Below are 18,746 nucleotides of genomic sequence, written 5' to 3' on the forward strand. Positions count from 1 at the left end.
TGCGAGAGGCTTCTAAAATAGGGATCTGTTGGTCAATGCAGGTTGTTCACGATACTCCTACCGATGCGCACGATGTACCGATGGATTGGATCTGTCATGAACGTGGTGCTTTCAAGGTAGAGCGAGATTTATAACGGTCGTTAAATTTATGCTGAATAGTTTTGATCTACCAAATAAAAAAGGGCTCCGTATTCTTGTACTTGGAGATGTTGTTGGAAAGCCTGGACGCCAGGCGCTTGAACAGCACCTGCGTCCCCTTCGTCAACGGCTAGAGGTTGATGTTGTGGTAGCAAACGGCGAGAACGCAGCCGGAGGTGCTGGTATTGATGCGGGGACCGCTCATGATATTCATAAGGCAGGGGTCGATCTAATCACCCTTGGAGATCACGCTTTTCAGAGAAAGGGGGTGCTAGAGTTTCTTGATAACAACTCAGCCTGGTGTATTAGACCCTATAATCTCCCCGCACAGTCAACTCCAGGTAAAGGCTGGTGTACCTGGACCCGTGCTGATGGATTGCAGCTACACGTTTCCAATCTAATGGGCAGGGTCTTTATGGGTGGCTCGATCGATTGTCCCTTTAAGGGGATCGATGCGATGCTTGCAGAGCTGCCTAAGATTGAAAATCGACTGGTCCTGTGCGATTTTCACGCCGAAGCGACCTCAGAGAAATGGACGATGGGGCGTTACTGTGATGGACGTATCTCGCTCTTAGTTGGAACGCATACACACGTACAGACCTCAGATGCGCAGATTCTGCCTGGTGGAACGGGCTTTATCACAGATCTTGGCATGACTGGCAGTAATACAGGGGTAATCGGCATGGATGCAGGGGTGGCGATTAGGCGCTTTACCTCACCGACACCGGCGCCTTATCAGATCGCTGAAGGAGAGGGCATACTGCACGGAATCGTAGCTGACCTCGATACCAATACTGGCAAAACGCTCTGGATTAATGCGATTCGCGAGGGCTAGGACTGCGCTGTCCCCCCTCTTTCAGAGTATCTGAGAGCGTTCCGATATCGAACGGTTTAATAATAACGGCGTCGCTGTTGGGAGTAGTTATATTCTCTGAGTCAGAGAGCAGCACGGTTCTAATCCCTCCGTTGTTAGCAGGCAGCTCCCCGATCAGAGCTTGTACCGAGAGGCCTGGTAGAGAGTCTTCGATTAGGAGAATATCTACGTGACCGGCTTGCAGTAGCTTAAGCGCCTCATCCTTGTTTGAGCAGGCGGTTGAGCGATAGCCCAGGCTTTTGACCATATCCTGCAGGAGCGATCTTAGATCGTTGCTATCTTCAACTATAAGAACGCGTTTGTCCTGGTTGTTAACAGCTATTTTTCCGGCCCCGTTAAGGGACTGGCTCTTGTACGTTGTAGCTCGTTGCTCAACCGGTATAAAGATTGGAAAGTAGAGAGATATCGTTGTTCCGCGCTCCGGTTTCGATTCTACGGTCATAAAACCGTCGTGTTCATTCATGATTGCAAGAACACTTGGCAGGTCGAGCCCTACATGTCCGAACTCTCCCCTGGTTGTTAGGGCTTACTTCCAGGATGTAGGTGACATACTGCGGCATCTATCTCCTCGTAAGCTGTGTTAATCGAGACCTGTCCAATTCCGCTTGGATACGCCTCGCTGGAGTTCATCACAATCAGGCTTAGCGCCTGAGTAAGAAGTGCAGTGTCAATTTTTACCGGTAGATCGCCATCAGAGAGTTGCAGCGTCACATCTATGCCATCACATACTAGCTCTCGTAGCAGCGGCAAGCGCTCTGAGAGGGCGTTGCCTAACTCAACGCCGCGTCTAGTGGAGGCCTCTGGCGCTACCGTAAGTTCATTGAGCTGTTGCGCAAAGAGACCGCCCCGAGCGGCTATCTCTGAGATGCGTTGCAGGGCAGAGGAGAGCGCTGCCGGGTGCGCTACATGCAGGGCGTGGCTGGCTCTACCGAGGATCGTTGTAAAGATCTCGGTTAGTTTTGGGGCCGCCCCTGTTGCACAGGCGTTGAAGGCCTTAAGGCGTTGAATCTTGAGTAACCTGTGGTCGATAGTGCGACGAGCTGTGATATCTGTAATGCGAATGACCCTGGGAGAGCCGATCTTTAGGTTGTTTTTTGGGCCATCTTCCTGTTCGTTCTCTTTAGTATATTGCGAGCTATCGTGTGAGCGTAGGTTAATCTCAATAAATTTAACGCCGTCTTTACGATCTGAGAGATGCAGCTCCTTAACGAACTCCAGAGATGGGTCTGTTATACCAATAAGTTGCCAGATGTACTGAACCAGCTCCGTATTGGCTGCCAACTCATTAAAGCAAGCGCCGACTACGTTTTCGCTCGAGAGGCATACGAGCGCACGAAAGCGGTCGTTTATAAATAGCACCGCACCATCACCATCTAGCGCGCACACCCCAGCTTCGTAGGTATCCTCAAGAGGTTCTTCCGTAGATGGGTTGCTGCCGTTAGTGTTAATGCCGTATGCAAAATCCCACTCCTCCTCTCCAATTCGGCCACTCTGAAGGGTAGCCAGGCCGCCTGACTCAGCAGTGTTTCGTGAATTGGAGAGTAGTGAGCCACGCCCGTGAGTAACTGAGTGTGAGATATGTAGTCCAAATAGGCTTGGTATCATAACGAAGCAGGTAACCACTCCGATACCGATCATAAGGTTCGCGTCGACCGCCACCGTTTCTTGCAGAACCCCTAGTTGCGAAAGGGATAGTAAGGTAGCAAAGAGAGCTGTTAATGAAGTTGCTGTCATAAGATGGGGAATAAGTTGCATCTCATGCTGGTATCGAGCGCGGCGTGTGATAAACCACCACAACGAATCGTTAAACAGAAAGGCCCCGGCAAGGGTAACTACAAAGAGGTCCTGCACAAGCGTTAGCAAAGTAGTGGCAGCGCTCATGGTTGCGAACGTAGCCCCAGCCGCGGTTAGCGCTCCAAGCGTTGGTTGCACAACTGCCATCCAGGTTAATAGCGCTGTTGCATAACCAGGTACCATCGGCAGATAGCGCTGCGCGCATCCAAGTGCAACGATAATTATCGTTAGACGACACGCCATCTGAGGGTCTGCGGTGTAAAGGCTCCAAGGCAGGACGGCGATTGCGATAACTATGCAGGCGCCCCGTATGCCAAACGCAAGGGGCACCATAAAGAGCAGTAGCTCTGCTACGGCGGTACCAGCCGTAAAATGAAAGGTCTCGACGATGGCAAAAATGACCAGCGCTGCTAGGCCAATTGCGATAGGAGCGAGAAGTGATTGGTTTTCAATGCTACGGGAATAAGGCATAGCTATACCCCTGTTCTATACAATATGTTATGCGGGGAAGCATCCGGTGCATAAGAAACCTCCCCGCTCTCTCTCTATTAAAGAACGGAGAGATCTTGGATTTACTTGATATTTTACCGTTCAGTAGGGCTAATTTTATGGCTTTTTTCCGAAAATGTTGATTTTGCTTGAGATCTCAAGCCGCTCAGCCGACTAATCCATATAGTAGGGCGGTAGCGGAGGAGGGTAGGAGATTTTTTTGTTCGTCCGGTCCCTGCTCCTCTGCATCTTAGCTGTTTGTAGGCTTCCACACGCAGGGGTCGTATCACGATATACAGATAGGGGCGCTCATGTGCAGATATAAACTTAAATCGTTGATGGTCGCAGTCGTAGGCAGCGTTGGTGTCTTTCTAGCAGGCAACGTTGTTGCGCAGGATCAACTGCCCAAGGATAATGGGTATTCCGACTATCATAAAGCGCCCCGTTACAGGGAGTCTGAGTCGCATCCGTTACGCGTTCTTGCCTACATAGTTCATCCGATCGGATGGGCAGCTCGGGAGCTAATCTTTAGGCCGTTAAGTTACTTCGCGTCCTCCACACCCGAGACCCGCGCCGTGATGGGATTCAGGGAGCCCTTTGATTTCAGAACCCCCTCCTGTTTTAACAGTGATAACAACGTTCCTGATTGTCGTACCATCATGCCCTTTGATTACAATAAACCGCAGGGCGAGGAGCTGACGTCTAGTAAGGTAGTTTATTTTCCAGATGTAAACTTTGATTTTAATAAGCATGTTCTCAATAAGCTTGGCAGAGCGAAGGCGCACGAGGTAGCAGGCCTTCTTAACAAAGAGGGGGCTGTTAATATCGTGCTTGAGGGCAACGCCGATAGTCGTGGAGGGGAAGCCTATAATCAGAAGCTCGGTATGGACCGCGCTGATGCGGTCAAAGCTGAACTTGTAGCCCAGGGTATTTCAGGAGAAACGCTTACAACTGTGAGCTTTGGTGAGTCGAGACCGCTCTTTACCGAGCAGGAGGAGTGGGCATATGCATCAAATCGTCGTGTGGCTGTTCGCTTTGAAGGCAACGGCGCCCGTTAAAACGGCTACTGCATAACTCGAGAGCCACTACTGATTCACAGCTTCCTTAATCTCAAAGCTAGAACTTCTTAGCTCCGTTGGTAGCGGTAGCGCCTTAATCTCTTGCTGTGGTGCGATGCCGAGCCATTCCATAAGGTGTTGTATCGTAGAGCGGCGCGGCTCCTGACTAGCAACTAACTTGCGGATTGTTTGAGTCTCAGAGAGTAGGAGGAGCTGATCGCGGTCACCCTTTTCTTCAAGGCGCTCTATTCTGGTTCTTAGCCAATCGCGTTGCGAGCGCAGGTCGTTAATCTCGCTCTCCTTCATGTCGAGGATCCGCTCCTGAAGTGCGACCATGTTTTTAAGCCGTTGCATCTCAGCTAGCTCGGACGATGTTGCAGAGCTGCTGTGCTCCTCTGGCGAATTTGCAGCCACTGTAGTTGTGATGGGTGACACGGGCTCACTTGCAGAGTAGTAGCTCTGTGGCTCTGGTTCCGGTAGATCGGTTTCGATCTGCGCCGTGTCCATTTCAAGAGGCGTTACTGGAGCGGCTTGAGCCGAGCCAAAGATCTCAACTAATTGGGACAGGATGTATATCTTCGTCCCATCATCACTAGTTTCAACAGCTAGATATCCAGACTCATGAAAACGCCGCAAAGTGCGCGCCGATACCCCAGCTTGAATAACTGCCTCAGCCTCAGTGATACGTACAGTTGTGGTCATACTAGCCCTTGCTAAAATTCATCTCTCGCACCTCTAACACCGAGGTTGAGCCTGGTGTACGGCTGCTTCGTCCGCCGGTTACGACTGCGCGCGATCCATTAGGAAGCTGCTCTCTATCCTGCACCGTCTGAAGCGCCGAGGCTATTTCGTCATTCATGTTTTCAGCTGATTCAAATGAGATCGGATGAACTCCCCAGTAGAGAGCCATACGACGAAGTGTTGCTTCGTTTCGTGATACTCCGTAGAGCGGCTGTTGCGGGCGATACTTCGCCACAAGTCGAGCCGAGGTGCCCGTCTCTGTACAGACGATTATGGCGTTAGCCGAAGTTTTTACAGATGCCGCACAGGCAGCATAGGCAATCGCATCAGGAACGGTCTCTGAATCCGCATTACGCAAGCGAAGTTTGTAGGCATCGAATGCAAACGACTGTTCGGCTGCGAGTGCGATGCGGCTAAGGTAACGCACGCAAGCCTCAGGATGCTCGCCGATGGCGGTCTCATCCGAGAGCATGACCGCATCAGCGCCACTCATAACAGCAGCTGCTATATCGGAAACCTCTGCGCGGGTAGGGCGGACTGAAGTAATCATGGAGTGCATCATCTGGGTCGCAACTATCACCGGAATGCCACGAAAGTTTGACTCCTCAATCAGGCGGCGTTGTAACATCGGAAGCTGCTCAAGGGCGACCTCAAGGCCGAGATCCCCGCGGGCTACCATTAGGCCGTCAGAGACCCGAATGATCTCCTCAATATTCTCAAGCGCAGTGCGGCGCTCAATCTTTGCGATAATACCGGCGCTAGCGCCACTCTCGTTAATGATGGCGCGTAAATTCAGAACATCCTCAGCCGATCTGACGAATGAGATGGCCACATAATCAACGCCGTGTTTGATACCCCAATCGAGGTCGACCAGATCCTTCTTAGTTGTGGCTGGGAGATTAACCTCGCTGTCCGGAAAAGCGATTCCAACCCGCGATCTAATGCGACCACCCTTTACAACCCGACATACAACGTGGTCACTGTTTATGGTTTCTGCAGAGAGCTCTAGGAGTCCATCCGCAAGCAGTATCTGGTGACCAGGTTTGAGGGCGGTGAGGGGATTTACGGTTTCAACAAAGATGCTCTTGGCGTTTGAAAGAGAGCCATCGGCGCAGCGCAGCTCAATCGGATCTCCGTCCTTAATTGGGCAGAAATCACCCTCAACGTTTGAGATACGGATCTTTGGTCCAGAGAGATCCTGTAAGATGGCTACCCAAGCCCCCATCTCCTTAGAGACGGCTCTCACATCTTTAAGTACCGCAAGATGCTCTTCGTGACTGCCATGAGAAAAATTGAGCCGGAAAACGTTCGCGCCGGCTTTGATCAGCGCACGTATCTTTTCTGGTCCCCTGGAGGATGGTCCAAGTGTTACCACTACCTTGGTGTGCCTACTGGCGAGCGTGCGCTCGCTAAGGGGGGAATTGCTGGTCCAGAGTTGAGATGTAAGAGATTTGAAACCCATAGTGATACCTACCTCAGAAAAAGTGAGATTAATTAATGGGAAAACCTGCTAGGGCAAGGGGGTACTCCTGACGAGCTGAGTACCCGATTTCCGAGGCTAGGATATGATATAGATACTGTGTTGTACAAGCCACGGAGATCTACTGATTCTTAAATAGGTAACTATTCTAATATTTACTCGATCGGTGGAAGAAAACTAGCGGAATCCGCCAGCGCCAGCGCCCTCAGGATCTGATCGGGGGTAGCCGCACCAGCAGAGAGCAGCATCAGCAGCTCCTCCGCTAAAGATGTCCCCTGTAGTGAAGGGGCGTCGGTCGAGAAGGTATAGCCGATCCCGTAATCATCAAGGGTGTTTATAATACGACCGTATTCAGGCAGATCTTTAACGGCGCCCGTAAGTAGGTTTGATTTTATGCACAGCTCGCACACGATGCCTCGTTCCTGCATAATCTTTAAGCCACGGTCATCATTTTTCTCCCAGAGCGCCCTGATGGCGACGATCGGGTGCCCTACGCGAGTTGGATTAAGGGCCTCGAGGGTTTTGATAAAGGTTTCAATCTCAACGTGACGGGTTTCACCAACGTGCACCGTCCTGCCGAGACCTGGACCGGCCTCATCAAAGACGAGGCGCATCTCGTCAAGCTTGCGCGGATCGGAGAGGGGGTTTACAGATTCCGGCCCCGCCAGGTCGATTCCTATAATCTTCTTTGTGCGTTCCTTCCACAGTCTGGTTTTGCGGGCGAGCGCCATATTGGCTTCGAAGGTCAGGTCCCGACCGAAACAGAAGATATGACCAACCTGAATTTGGCCATGAAATCCGATCTCGACCTCTTCAACCGCATTAATCGCTGATTTAATGACTCGGTCCATATCGTAAAGACCGGCATGACTGCCCTTAAGGAACACCGCGCCTGTGCGTTTAAGTGGGTTCCAACGCAGTTCAAAGCGGCGGATCGCAAAGAGGCTTTCTGGGGATCCACCCTCACCGCCGGGGCCAACATTAAGCATACCACCGGTTCTGTACGCCCTATGGATGGCGATGATTATGCTTTCACGAACCGATGCTGGACCGGACTGAATAAGCTCGATTTTTTCATATACCTCTAGGTAGCTATCGAGATCAGAGACCTTTCCATCCTTGATCTTAAGCAGGCTAACGAAGTCCTCGTAACCGGAGCCGATGCCACGAATACCGCGGTCTATAGCTATCTCCCAGAGTCTATATAGGGGTACTGAGCCTCCGAGGTGCACATGTAGCTCGGTTACATGCTTGGGCCATTTTATGCCGAATTTATCCAACACCTCACTATGTGCAGTAGGGTGGGTAATTGAGGGGGTTGTAGGGCTTGAGAGTGGGTTTTTGCTTTTTTCGACTGACATGGATGAGATCTACTAGAAAAAAGGTCTCAAATCAACGTGACAAACCGCACCTGAAGGTGGGGGCACTATCATCTTATCATGGAGCCTCTTTAGCCTTCGATTTACCAAAAATAGCGCAAGCTATTGAAAGCGCCAAAGGGAAACCATTGTTTTGACACGCTATACAGAAAGATTATGACAACGCAAGATCAGGTTAGCAACGGAGAGTCAGGTGAATATCTCAGCAAGAAGGTTATTGTTAATGGACAATTTGTGACACTTTATAGCAGTAACGGACACACATGGCTGTCTTCGCCAGAGGAGCTACCTGAGGTGATGGCCCGTCTTGAAAACATCCGGATAAGCATGACCGATCTTAAGGGACAGGCCGCGGGGCCCGGGGCGAAGGGTGAGGCAAAGGGTGCTGAGGGAACGGGTAGTGATGTAAAGGGTGAGGGTGAGAAGCCCCCAGTTGCTAGCGTCCCAAGTGAACCCGTCATCTCTAACCCATCGAAGTACCGTATGAAGGGCCCCAAGCCGCGCCCGATCCTGCGGCAGGGTGGTGTCGCGGTTAAGGGTATATCTGTAGAGCCGTTCTCGGCTTCGACAGTACAGGTAAAGGTGGAGGCTCAGAAACCGACACAGAAGGCTACGCCAAAGTCGAAGTCCCCGGTGAAATCGGCCGCTAAGGTCTTAGCTAAGGGTTCAGGGATGGTTGTAGCAAAGGTCGCAGCCTCACTACCGCAGGGTAAGAAGATTAAGATAGTGGCTATTGAGGGGGGGAAAGCTGCGCCCCTTAAGGTTATCAAGAGCGCTAAGGCGGTGCAGGTTAAGAAGCCTTCAGCGGTTGCAACTACAGCCAAGGCCAAGGTAGCTCCGGCGATCAGAGCTGGGAAGAGCATAGAGAAGAAACCGACACAGGTTAAAAGGGGTGTCGTATCGATCTCCAAAGCGAAGCCCACTAAGGCCACTAAGGCCAGTACGGCCAGCAAAAAACAGAAGACTATCTCAAAGCGCAGATCTAAGTAGCTACTTAACTCTGAAGTTCCCCTTTGGATGTGAAGTTCAGGGGGCGGACTTGGTCGTGGATTCAATCTTTATAGTCTCGCTGATCGATACCAGAGGGTCGTTACCGTTAGCGGCAGCGCTGACCGGTTGTTCACGTGGATAGGCAACCGTCACCAGCACCTCTCCGTTTTGACCATCTGTAGACATGCTGAGTTTAAAAGTGCTGAGACCGGAGAGCCTTTTCTGCTCCCCGTTATGATCAACTAAGATATAGAGCGGAGATTCCCCCTGCCACACACCTGAGGTGTTCTGTAGCATGAAGATCGGATCGCTTTCGCCGCGAATAAACGTGATAGCGTCCGTATTCGGAGCTGAAGAGTTAGCGGGTACAGCCAGTTTCGGATTAGAGATAAAGAGCCGCATCGAAGCGCTATTTGCGTTAATGTTAGACCTGATCGTGATAGAGTAGTTGTGTTTGATTATCGTTCCCTCGAATTCATCCCTTTGTGCATTAGTAGTGGAGCTCTCAAGAGAGGTTGCTCTGGATTGTGAATTAACCTCAGGAGCGCTCTGAGGGGTGAGTAGGGCAGGTGCAGGGCGAGTCGCAAAGATTACAAAGAGCGCTACGAGGGCGCAGGCGACGAAGGCCAGCCCAGCGCGCTCTGTTCTGGAGAGCGCCCGCTGTCTGCGTAGGAACGAGGTGTGGCGTCCCCTTCGTTCAGGTATGCCACGGCGCGCAGAGTTATCGATTAGCGCAGTGCCCTCGATCACTTGCGGATAGGGACAATATTGAGCAGTAGAGAAGAACTCTTCAACGCATCCAGAGGCGTAGTCTTCATAGCGCCTCCTGCGGGGCTCGTAGATCGGTCGAGGATCTTCATAGAGCGGACTCTCGGCAAAGATAGCGTCGGATTCTCTGCTAAATGAAGCGCTGAGTATGAGTAGCGTTTCATAGTCGCTGGTTTTATAGTCGCTGGGCTTGGCGATATCGACCCTAACACCGATCTCATTTAAGTGCTGTGTAGCGGTTCGTAAACTTTCTGGCGAGAGGTCGCTGCATATCACAGTTGTGGCGCGCGAGGTCAGGATATCGAGCGCCTGTTGGTTGGTTAATTCTAGCTGCTCAAGACAGATCATGCGGAACTGTTCGCGTACTTCTGTCGTGCCGGTCTCCAAACCGTGAAAGTGCAGCGAATATTCCCGACCGAGATGTTCCATGTTTTTTGAGCCCTCCTACCCCGATTTTAGCATGGCACCTAGAAAGTCTAGCCCCCCTTGTAAGCACAACCATGGGGGGATATTAAAAACTCTTCGTACTAGCTACAAAACAGTCGGCTTAGTAGCTAAAAAAGTTTAGCTTTGGGTGCTTTCTATATTATAGGTCGAGATAGGGGTGTGTAGCGGAGGGGGGGCGTCTTTGGTCTATTTTAGCACTTTCTAAGTACCTGATGAGAGGTTACATTTAATACGGAATCGATTTGAGCTATAATCAAGCTATTGAATCGAGCTATTGAGAATAGTTACGGCAGGAGCAGCATGGGCTATGTAGAACAAAACCTCATGGAGGATGAAACGATAGAGCTTGCGTGTAAGCTTCATCCGATCGTGTTGTTGGCTCCGGCTATGACCACATCCTTCCTTGCGGGCTCCCTTTCGATGTTGCAGGATATCCCGCTCGCCTTTGGCATCGTTGTTGTGTTACTGGCCTTCTCGGCCTACAGGTTGCTCTGTCGGCTAGTGCTCTATCTGACATCTGAGTATGCGATAACTTCGAAGCGGGTTCTTGGAAAGACCGGCTTTATCCGCCGCAAATCGCTCGACATCGTATTAAGCAAGGTAGAGGCGATCCGTTTAACGCAGTCTATATCTGGGCGCATCTTAGATTACGGTGATATCGAAGTAACCGGTACTGGGGGTACCGAGGAGATGCTCTGTTTTATCCCAGCGCCGCTAGAGTTTCGAATGGCGATCCAGCAACAGCTCTCGATTCTATCGAATGAAACCGGTCACGATCAGCACCCTGAACACCAGTAGGATAGAGGCTTTTAACCTATTTCCGAAACAATCCAAGCTGTTCTCCGAACTCCATAGCACTCCAGCACTAGCAGGGGGGTATAGTAGCCAATACTATATAGTAGCCAACACTATGAGGGCTCGTGTCGATAAGGTCAGAGACAACGGAGGAAAGAGATCTACTGTGTACCATTGGAATTACGCTCCATAATGGTTCATTGCGGCAGCAGTTAACGCAACACTTGCTTGAAAGCGGAGGTTCTGCGGCCGTAAGCGATCGCATCTCCTCTACCAAGTGGCGCGAGGCGGGTGAGATCCTAGATCATTGTCGGGAGCTCTCTATAGCGGTACTACCGATTACAGACCCCAGCTACCCCGTTGCCCTTAGACATATTCAGATTCCGCCCTCTGTGCTCTATATTAAAGCGGTGACCCCTGATTTTATCTTTCCCCCGCATCTTCTGGCGGTTGTTGGAACTAGGGCGGCTTCGGTCGAGATATGCCAGACGGCGACGCGCTTGAGCCGTGAATTTGCAGAGGCGGGCTTTACGATCGTTAGTGGACTAGCGCTTGGAATCGATGGGGCGGCACACCGAGGGGCGCTGGCAACACAGCTTCCCTGCCCAACGATTGCGGTCTTAGCGCATGGGCTAAACCGAGTGTACCCCTCCTCACATGAGCGGCTTGCCGACAGGATAGTGGCGGCAGGTGGTGCCCTTATCTCTGAGTATGCGCCTGGAACTGAACCGTTTAAGCACCACTTTCTTGAGCGCAATCGGATAATCGCCGGACTTTGTCGTGGGGTAGTTGTAATTCAGGCCGGACAACGCAGCGGCTCCCTGGTGACGGCGCGCTATGGAGCTGACTTTGGGCGTGATGTGTTCGTTTTTCAGGGCCAGAACGGAGATGAGAGGTACTCCGGTGGACAGCAGTTGATAGAGGATGGAGCGACAGCGATTAGCTCAGCAGCAGATCTATTGCTGGAGTACGGGCTAGCACCATCTGGAGTTTGGGAGAATCTCTCTATCGAGGAGTTCTTAAGAGTTCGCGAGGTGTCGCATGCGGAGCTGCTAAGTCTTGAAATGCAGGGGGTAGTTATTAGACTCCCGGGTAACCAGCTCTCTGTGTGGATAAACTCTGTATAGAGGTTATGCAGCCATCTGACACAGCAGAAACTCAGAGCAGTATTAGGCTAACTCATCCAGGGGTCCTTATTTAGAGCGATCATAGCTTCTATTCAAGATGGATTTAATAGCATAAATTATTCATGTTTTAGTAGTATTTTAGCTAGTTTTCCATTTCTGGAGGCCCCATGAAAAGCTGTTGCATGCTTCAAACCGATTCAAATATCTCAGTAACGGTGTGTCGTCTAACGCTCGCCCTTGTGTTCTTGCCGCACGGGGTACAGCTTGCTTTCGGCTGGTTCGGTGGGCCTGGATTTTCTGCTGCGATGGCGCTTTTTACTGATAATCTTGGGCTTCCGGTTATCGTGTCCCTGCTTGTGATTATGGCGCAGTTAGTTGGTGGGCTTTGCCCGGCGCTTGGATTTGCGAGCCGTTTTTGCGCTGCTAGTTTAATTATCGTCATGGTTGGAGCTATCTTTATTGCGCATTGGGAGCACGGTTTCTTTATGAACTGGTTCGGTGCACAGAAGGGTCAGGGGTTTGAGTATCATCTACTGGCTATAGGACTTGCGCTCTCCGTTGTTATTAGTGGTGGAGGGAGGTTTTCGGTTGATCGGTTGTTAGGGCAGGGGAGCTGTCAGGAAAAAACAACGGGTGCGACAAAGGCAAAGAAGGCTCCGACCAAGTAGCACGCCACCGCAAAGTATAGGATTATACCATCAGCTCGTTTCCATCTCTTGCAGTATGCGGCGAGCTCAGCATCGATTGGGCAAGCTGCGCGCTCCCCGAGCTTTCTAAGGGATGCCGAGAGAATAAGCAGAGCTCCAGCGACACCAAAGACCAGCAGCTTTCTTTCAGAGAGCCAGATAAGTTGCGGCAAAGCGCTAAATAGCGAGACCACGGTTGCGCCAAGCCCCAGGGTGACTAGGAGTGCGGGTAGGGCGCAGCAGAGTAGGGTTGAGACCGAGGAGAGTAGGGTCAGGAAAGGGAGCGCTTTTTTAAGCATCTGGCCCCCTTTTTATCTCGATTACCTCAAAGCCGGCGTCTTTTATAGTGCTACGCAGAGCTTCATCTGAGATCGTCGAGCTGCCCTTGGTCTCTATAGTAACTTTTTTTGTTTCCATATCGACCGCGATGTTTTTAACGTGATCATCCCTCATGAACGTTTTCTTTATTCCCTGGGCGCAGAACGTACAGACGAGCCCCTTGACTGTGACTGTGATCTGCTCGGCTTGAGCAACTAGGGGCGAGAGGGTTAGAGCCACGACAAATATACACAGTAATTTTTTCATATCATTCTCCGATTAAAAATGAGCCATCGCAGCTAGAAAGAGCATGCCCTTGGTACTAGAGCCAACCTCTAAAGCATAGTTGTTGTAAAAAAATCGCACCAGCGGAGTCACCCGTGTTGGGTCTTGCATCTCGGGCATATAGTCGAGCTGTACGATTAGCCAGCTTTGCAGCGACTCTAACGGGGCCTTATAGGGCGATATTCCAGCGCGCGCACGAAGTCGAGTAAAGTGTACGTTCTGCCCCGATTGCAGGCTCTCTGCTGAGGCGAGGGTGTAGATCCTCCGAGTTTCGTAGTTGGCTTCAAGGGCTCCGTACCCGGCGAAGCCATCGTTATGGAGAGAATCGTGTCTTCCACCGACTCCGAGTGAGGCGTATAGGTTGCCCTGAGAGTCGAGCTCGTTCCAACGCTTGAGGAGATAGTTAATCTGCCCGATACCGAAGTTAGCTGAGCTTTGTTCCCCCTCGCGGTAGTATTCAGATGGGCCGAACGAGAGGCGGGCGGTTGGTGAATAATTAACCTGGAGGTCGGACCAGTCACCACCATAGCTAGGCATAATGGCCCAGCCATCTTTAAAGCTAACCGGATTAGCGTAGGCAGCGCGGGGGAAGGCGCAGATAGCGCAGATGATGAGGAGCCAGAGAGCTCTAGGAAACATATCTCAATAGTAGCGCGGGAAATTGAACTTAGGTAGTAGTTCTCAGTGCTAACGCCTCGCCCTAGAATCTAAGCGTAGGCGAAGCCCTGGGAGCGCCATTCTCGATAATAACCAGGTTCGATGCTTAGGTAGGGGGTCTTATTCACTGTCGGATGAGCTGGTGCTGGACCTGATACTGGGTGTTCAAAATAACGGGTAGCTATCACTACTCCCTGTGACCCAAATTCAAGTTTTGAGCCCAAGTTACTTCGACAGCCAGATCACTTTGCTGAGGTCAACAAAGCGATCTTGCAAGTCTTGTTGATACCGAGTAAGATAATGTAGGTAGTTATTAATAACTACCTATACTATCTTACTGTCATGTCGTCGAATAAACGGACTAAACTTCTTAAGTTTCTTGATAAATACGGGGTAGTTCGCCCCAAAGACGTTGAGGCAATCGGAATCTCAGGAGTGTATCTTAACAAACTCCACCGAGAGGGGGTTCTTGAACGACCAAGCCGCGGAATTTATACCATAAAGGGAGCAAAGGTTGACCAGAATCAAACGCTTGTAGAGGCGTGCAAGCGAATTCCAAAAGGCACCGTCTGTCTTCTTTCAGCGCTCCAGTTTCACGGACTGACTACACAACTACCCTTTGAGGTTTGGCTTGCAATTGATGTTAAAGCTCACCGCCCACAGGGAGATCTGCCGCCTGTGCGTATTTGTAGGTTCTCAAAAGCTTCACTCGGTTTTGGAGTACAAAAGCACAAAATCGGAAGCTCTTATGTGAAAGTCTATTCGCCGGCTAAAACAGTCGCCGATTGTTTTAAATATCGAGGTAAAATCGGGCTTGATGTTGCAATAGAAGCACTTCGTGCTGTTTGGTCAAAAAAGAAATCCTCCATGGACGATCTACACACAGCGGCTAAAGCTTGTCGTGTTGCCAACGTTATGCGCCCTTATCTGGAATCTCTCATATGACCTCAGGTAAGAATATTGCCGCTTCAATTCGACAACGCCTGCTGAATATAGCGAGGGAGCAGAGGATCGAGTTCCAATTGATTCTTACTCGGTTTGCCCTTGAAAGATTTCTTTACCGCCTATCCCAATCCAACTACTCAAATGATTTGTGCTGAAAGGTGCAATGCTATTTCAAGTATGGGGCGGTTCCTTACATCGTCCTACACGAGATCTTGACCTACTCAGCTTTGGAACACCCGACATTGCCTACTTCACTAAAACTATAAAAGAGATCTGCGACCAAGACTTCTCCGATGATGGCTTACTTTTCCACAGTGAATCAATCCTGTTGGAGCGCATCAAAGAGGAAGACGAGTATCAGGGACTCAGGGCGACCCTGATCGTGACATTAGATACAGCTCGAATCCCGCTCCAGATTGATATCGGTTTTGGCGACGCCATCATTCCCGCACCAGTTAAAATTGATTATCCCACTCTTCTAGACTTACCCATCCCCAAGTTGCGCGCGTATTCAAAAGAGACAGTAATTGCAGAAAAGTTTCATGCAATGGTTCACCGAGGGATCGCAAACAGTCGCATGAAGGATTTTTATGATATTTGGGTCTTGGCAACAACCTATACGTTTGAAGAGAATGTGTTGAAAAATGCTATCAGGGCTACTTTCAAGAGGAGAGATACTCAGATTCCGATTGAGGCACCACTCGCCCTAACAACAGAGTTTGCTGAAGATGTTACTAAAATGACGCAGTGGTCTGCATTTCTCAGAAAAGGAAAATTACTCGCGGCGGAATCAACAACGTTGAAGCAAATTGTACCCATACTTGAAGCGTTCATCATGCCTGCAATCAAGGAATCCACGGAGAGCGAAAATTCAGATAGGATCTGGAATTATAAATCGATGAGTTGGATCAAAAAGTCTGAATAGCTTTCAGAGCATTTCACGAAATATCAATCGATTTCATAAAATAAATTTCCAAAATGGGGTGGCTGACGGGGTTTGAACCCGCGACCACCGGAACCACAATCCGGTGCTCTACCAACTGAGCTACAGCCACCACTAGGAACGGTATGTCGACATCCACAGCTGTGAAGGGGTCTTGGTCCGTTGCTACTGAGTGGTTTAACGGAGAGCCCGCACAGGCGGAGATCGCTAGGGAGACATTAGTTAAGGGCGCTATCCAAGTCAAGTTGACCTGAAAGGTTAGGGGGTTAGGCTGCCTATATGGCAGGTCAGAATGGATCCTAGTGAATTGGAAGATTTTTTCAGATGCCCCTAACACCAGAGCGCAGTATAGTGCCTCCCATGAACATTATCACTACGCACCGCTCCCCTAACTTTACAGACCTCACGATCCCGGTCGAATTTGTTGTGCTGCACTACACAGCAGCTACCCTTGAACGGACCATGGAGATCTTTATGGATAGTGCGCGCGAGGTCTCGGCGCATCTCGTAATCGATCTAGATGGGAGCGTATACGAAATGGTGCCGTGCTTATCGGGGAATGCCCTGCGAGCCTGGCACGCCGGGAAAAGTCGATTTGATATTTCGGTGGGTGGAAGAGCTCATACGATTGATGGATTTAATGATCGCTCAATAGGCATCGAACTCGTTAATCTAAACGGAAATATCTTTCCATATACCGAGCTGCAGTATAACTCGCTCTTCTCAGTTATTGAGCGACTAAAGGGGCTCTACCCTAATTTAAAACGGCCTGAGTCGATAGTTGGGCATGAGCAGATAGCTGGCTTTAGAGGTAAATGCGATCCAGGTCGGTGCTTTGAGTGGGATCGGTTCTTCGCCCTCTGTTATCCGCAGCAGGGCGCCCCAGGACGCAACTACGTATGTCAGGAGCCGCTAGCCGTTAAGGTTAGTGAACTGGCAAAATCCCTGGGGGTTCGGCGCGATCCCACTACTGGCCTAATTGAGACCCCCGCAGCGGTCTCTGATACCTTCTTTAGTCATCTTAGCGCGCTGTGCGAGAGCGCTCTAAGTAAGGAGTAGGGGGGCGATTTAGCACAACCTGTTGACAGAAGGCCCCATCCTGTTAAATGATCGAGTATATATAGGGTGACGGTCTTATTGTCCCCACTTTTTTCTTATATTGTTTGGTACCTATGATTCAGCACAACCAGCTCTCCCGTTCCATCGCAATAACTATGCGCTCTCTTGTGTTTGTAAGCATAACAGCCCTATTTGCAACTGGGTGCGGCCCACGCGGAGAGTCGCACACCCTAGATCAGGTCTTTACCGATGCCAGAGAGTCCTATACCGGTGCCGTGACTAAGGTCGCCCCTGAGGTAAATAACTCTCTAAAGAGCCTAACCTCTGCGCTTGATCGCATCGCAGGTGTTGGTGGTGGTGGAGATGCTCGTCAGGTATCGAGGGATATCGCTGGCACCCTAACAGATCTCAGTGTTAAAGCTGGATTGACCGTACGCCCCGCGATGAGTGAGTTGATTAACCAGTATCGCTCCGTTGCAAACTCAACCGCAGCACCGGTAGCTCTCGGCGCAGCGAACCTAAAGCTTCTTGCCGCGCGCACCTACAACCTCTTAGCAGCAGAGCTTAAAACAACGCAGTTTAAGTTGTAACTTCCTAAAATCTTGTAGTTTTCAGCTCAAATCTGACCTTGTTATCGAGGACCCCCGCCTTTTATGCTCTATGGATGCCAAGTTGCCCCATAACTGAGCATAGGGCTTTAAGGGGCACTGTCTAATGAATCAGCTACTCGATGAAACTGTTAAAGCGCTAAGATCGATCTCGCAGCCAGTCGTGGTGGGGCTCGCCGTCATGTTTGGGGCACAGGGGTGCGCTAGCCGTCAGGAGGCCCCAAGAACACCCAATGCAAATGCCTTTAGTAAAAACAACAATGCGTTTGCGCCTAACCTGAGTGCGGAGGTTACCAAAAAAACCGTTGCTCAACTGACTTCAAAGATCGATGAGCAAATATCACAGAACAATCCCTCCTATGCTACTGGTGTGCTTAAAGAGCTATCGAGCGAATCTCGATGTGATCGCTATGTTGCTGTGCTAAGGCATCTCCGAGATACACAACCTCAAATGAGGGAGGTGGTGCTTGATGCAGTGGCGCATGAACGCAGCGCGCGTATGGGAGCAAAGGCTCAAGATCTCTTACTTTACCTTGCAAAAGCGTGTCCTAAGGAGGGCCTAGCCCTTGCCAATATCATAGAGCAGCCGACAAGGGATCTCATATTGAACGTGCAGGTTCAGCAGGGATATCCAGATGTAGCCGCCCAGATGCGTAACGCAGCAAAAGCCGCATTGGGTGCTAGTCGCTAGCCTACTCGCTCGAACCCCCAACAACCTCGGTCCTAACGAACGCCAACTTATTCTCGATATGATCGGTTACCCAACTTTCATCCCACCACTCATTCGGTGAAACCGGAACACCGTGTAGCCTAACCTCAAAGTAAACCTCTTCTGAGAGCGCAAAACCTGAGCTGCCGGTTTTTGCAATGGCCTGACCCTTACTGACCGTGGCCCCCGATTGTACCTCAATATCTGAGAGGTGCGCGTATACTGTGGCAAGCCCAAAGCCGTGATCAATTACGATCGTTTTTCCAAGTAAGCCTAGATCTCCAACGAAGCTAACTCGGCCGCCGTTCGCAGCTACAACGCTAGTACGTTTTGATACAGAGAACCGAGCTCCCGCAGCAGTCGTTTTTAGGATCTCCTGATCTCCAAGCATAATAGAGCGAGTATCCCCCTCAGAGTTACTGGGGGTGCTCTCTACCGGTTTCAGAAAAGCCCCGC

Annotated in this window: 22 protein-coding genes and 1 tRNA gene; 12 read left to right on the plus strand and 11 right to left on the minus strand. The window is 50.6% G+C overall.

Annotated elements, in window-relative coordinates; translation table 11 throughout:
• The first annotated feature begins 148 nt into the window (after positions 1-148).
• Complete coding sequence (locus NTV65_11265; GenBank protein MCX6115775.1) at positions 149-973, plus strand: TIGR00282 family metallophosphoesterase; 825 nt, start codon at positions 149-151, stop codon at positions 971-973.
• Here the strand turns inward: NTV65_11265 and NTV65_11270 are convergent.
• On the minus strand, positions 951-1,475 hold the full coding sequence (locus tag NTV65_11270) for a response regulator (GenBank protein MCX6115776.1): 525 nt from the start codon (positions 1,473-1,475) through the stop codon (positions 951-953). The two genes, NTV65_11265 and NTV65_11270, sit on opposite strands and share 23 nt — an antisense overlap.
• A gap of 56 nt (positions 1,476-1,531) precedes the next feature.
• On the minus strand, positions 1,532-3,277 hold the full coding sequence (locus tag NTV65_11275) for a hypothetical protein (protein ID MCX6115777.1): 1,746 nt from the start codon (positions 3,275-3,277) through the stop codon (positions 1,532-1,534).
• A gap of 329 nt (positions 3,278-3,606) precedes the next feature.
• Between NTV65_11275 and NTV65_11280 the strand changes: the two genes are divergently transcribed.
• The gene (locus tag NTV65_11280; protein MCX6115778.1) at positions 3,607-4,353 is read left to right on the plus strand and encodes an OmpA family protein; all 747 of its coding nucleotides are present in this window, start codon (positions 3,607-3,609) and stop codon (positions 4,351-4,353) included.
• Between the two features lie 27 nt (positions 4,354-4,380).
• Here the strand turns inward: NTV65_11280 and NTV65_11285 are convergent, their stop codons facing one another.
• From NTV65_11285 to NTV65_11295, 3 genes are all read right to left on the minus strand, one after another.
• Positions 4,381-5,055: a hypothetical protein gene (locus NTV65_11285; GenBank protein MCX6115779.1), complete on the minus strand. Its 675-nt coding sequence runs from the start codon at positions 5,053-5,055 to the stop codon at positions 4,381-4,383.
• A gap of 1 nt (position 5,056) precedes the next feature.
• Entirely contained in the window at positions 5,057-6,556 is a 1,500-nt protein-coding gene (gene pyk / locus NTV65_11290; protein MCX6115780.1) for a pyruvate kinase, read from the minus strand.
• A 173-nt stretch (positions 6,557-6,729) separates the two neighbouring features.
• The gene (locus NTV65_11295) at positions 6,730-7,935 is read right to left on the minus strand and encodes a hypothetical protein (protein ID MCX6115781.1); all 1,206 of its coding nucleotides are present in this window, start codon (positions 7,933-7,935) and stop codon (positions 6,730-6,732) included.
• A 174-nt stretch (positions 7,936-8,109) separates the two neighbouring features.
• Here NTV65_11295 and NTV65_11300 point away from each other — a divergent pair, with 174 nt between their 5' ends.
• Entirely contained in the window at positions 8,110-8,943 is an 834-nt protein-coding gene (locus NTV65_11300; protein ID MCX6115782.1) for a hypothetical protein, read from the plus strand.
• 36 nt (positions 8,944-8,979) lie between these two features.
• On the opposite strand, the gene NTV65_11305 is transcribed toward NTV65_11300, so the two are convergent.
• Entirely contained in the window at positions 8,980-10,140 is a 1,161-nt protein-coding gene (locus tag NTV65_11305) for a hypothetical protein (protein ID MCX6115783.1), read from the minus strand.
• A 318-nt stretch (positions 10,141-10,458) separates the two neighbouring features.
• Between NTV65_11305 and NTV65_11310 the strand changes: the two genes are divergently transcribed.
• The 3 genes from NTV65_11310 to NTV65_11320 all read left to right on the plus strand — a co-directional run bounded on the left by NTV65_11310 (position 10,459) and on the right by NTV65_11320 (position 12,748).
• Positions 10,459-10,956: a PH domain-containing protein gene (locus NTV65_11310; protein ID MCX6115784.1), complete on the plus strand. Its 498-nt coding sequence runs from the start codon at positions 10,459-10,461 to the stop codon at positions 10,954-10,956.
• Between the two features lie 122 nt (positions 10,957-11,078).
• Positions 11,079-12,080, plus strand: coding sequence for a DNA-processing protein DprA (dprA, locus tag NTV65_11315; GenBank protein MCX6115785.1), 1,002 nt, complete (start codon positions 11,079-11,081; stop codon positions 12,078-12,080).
• 167 nt (positions 12,081-12,247) lie between these two features.
• Positions 12,248-12,748, plus strand: coding sequence for a DoxX family protein (locus NTV65_11320; protein ID MCX6115786.1), 501 nt, complete (start codon positions 12,248-12,250; stop codon positions 12,746-12,748).
• On the opposite strand, the gene NTV65_11325 is transcribed toward NTV65_11320, so the two are convergent.
• Genes NTV65_11325 through NTV65_11335 form a run of 3 tightly spaced genes read right to left on the minus strand, consistent with a single transcriptional unit; the run spans position 12,697 to position 14,008 of the window.
• On the minus strand, positions 12,697-13,065 hold the full coding sequence (locus NTV65_11325; GenBank protein ID MCX6115787.1) for a hypothetical protein: 369 nt from the start codon (positions 13,063-13,065) through the stop codon (positions 12,697-12,699). The two genes, NTV65_11320 and NTV65_11325, sit on opposite strands and share 52 nt — an antisense overlap.
• Positions 13,058-13,351, minus strand: a complete 294-nt coding sequence (locus NTV65_11330; GenBank protein ID MCX6115788.1) for a heavy metal-associated domain-containing protein — start codon at positions 13,349-13,351, stop codon at positions 13,058-13,060. The genes NTV65_11325 and NTV65_11330 overlap by 8 nt, the downstream gene beginning before the upstream one ends.
• A 12-nt stretch (positions 13,352-13,363) precedes the next feature.
• The gene (locus NTV65_11335) at positions 13,364-14,008 is read right to left on the minus strand and encodes a hypothetical protein (protein MCX6115789.1); all 645 of its coding nucleotides are present in this window, start codon (positions 14,006-14,008) and stop codon (positions 13,364-13,366) included.
• 360 nt (positions 14,009-14,368) lie between these two features.
• Between NTV65_11335 and NTV65_11340 the strand changes: the two genes are divergently transcribed.
• Both NTV65_11340 and NTV65_11345 read left to right on the plus strand, forming a co-directional pair.
• Entirely contained in the window at positions 14,369-14,971 is a 603-nt protein-coding gene (locus NTV65_11340) for a type IV toxin-antitoxin system AbiEi family antitoxin domain-containing protein (protein MCX6115790.1), read from the plus strand.
• A gap of 163 nt (positions 14,972-15,134) precedes the next feature.
• Complete coding sequence (locus NTV65_11345; GenBank protein ID MCX6115791.1) at positions 15,135-15,896, plus strand: nucleotidyl transferase AbiEii/AbiGii toxin family protein; 762 nt, start codon at positions 15,135-15,137, stop codon at positions 15,894-15,896.
• 54 nt (positions 15,897-15,950) lie between these two features.
• Here NTV65_11345 and NTV65_11350 read toward each other — a convergent pair.
• Positions 15,951-16,026, minus strand: a tRNA-His gene (locus tag NTV65_11350).
• Between the two features lie 13 nt (positions 16,027-16,039).
• Between NTV65_11350 and NTV65_11355 the strand changes: the two genes are divergently transcribed.
• The 4 genes from NTV65_11355 (at position 16,040) to NTV65_11370 (ending at position 18,272) form a co-directional block, all read left to right on the plus strand.
• Positions 16,040-16,168 (plus strand): hypothetical protein, encoded by a 129-nt coding sequence (locus NTV65_11355; protein ID MCX6115792.1) that lies wholly within the window; start codon positions 16,040-16,042, stop codon positions 16,166-16,168.
• Between the two features lie 106 nt (positions 16,169-16,274).
• The gene (locus NTV65_11360; GenBank protein MCX6115793.1) at positions 16,275-16,973 is read left to right on the plus strand and encodes an N-acetylmuramoyl-L-alanine amidase; all 699 of its coding nucleotides are present in this window, start codon (positions 16,275-16,277) and stop codon (positions 16,971-16,973) included.
• 113 nt (positions 16,974-17,086) lie between these two features.
• Entirely contained in the window at positions 17,087-17,563 is a 477-nt protein-coding gene (locus tag NTV65_11365) for a hypothetical protein (protein ID MCX6115794.1), read from the plus strand.
• A 124-nt stretch (positions 17,564-17,687) separates the two neighbouring features.
• Positions 17,688-18,272: a hypothetical protein gene (locus tag NTV65_11370; protein MCX6115795.1), complete on the plus strand. Its 585-nt coding sequence runs from the start codon at positions 17,688-17,690 to the stop codon at positions 18,270-18,272.
• Between the two features lies 1 nt (position 18,273).
• Here NTV65_11370 and NTV65_11375 read toward each other — a convergent pair.
• The coding region (locus tag NTV65_11375) for a M23 family metallopeptidase (protein MCX6115796.1) at positions 18,274-18,746 on the minus strand (473 nt) is incomplete at its 5' end.

The sequence above is a fragment of the Pseudomonadota bacterium genome (assembly GCA_026390555.1).
Classification (GTDB): domain Bacteria; phylum Bdellovibrionota_C; class UBA2361; order UBA2361; family OMII01; genus OMII01.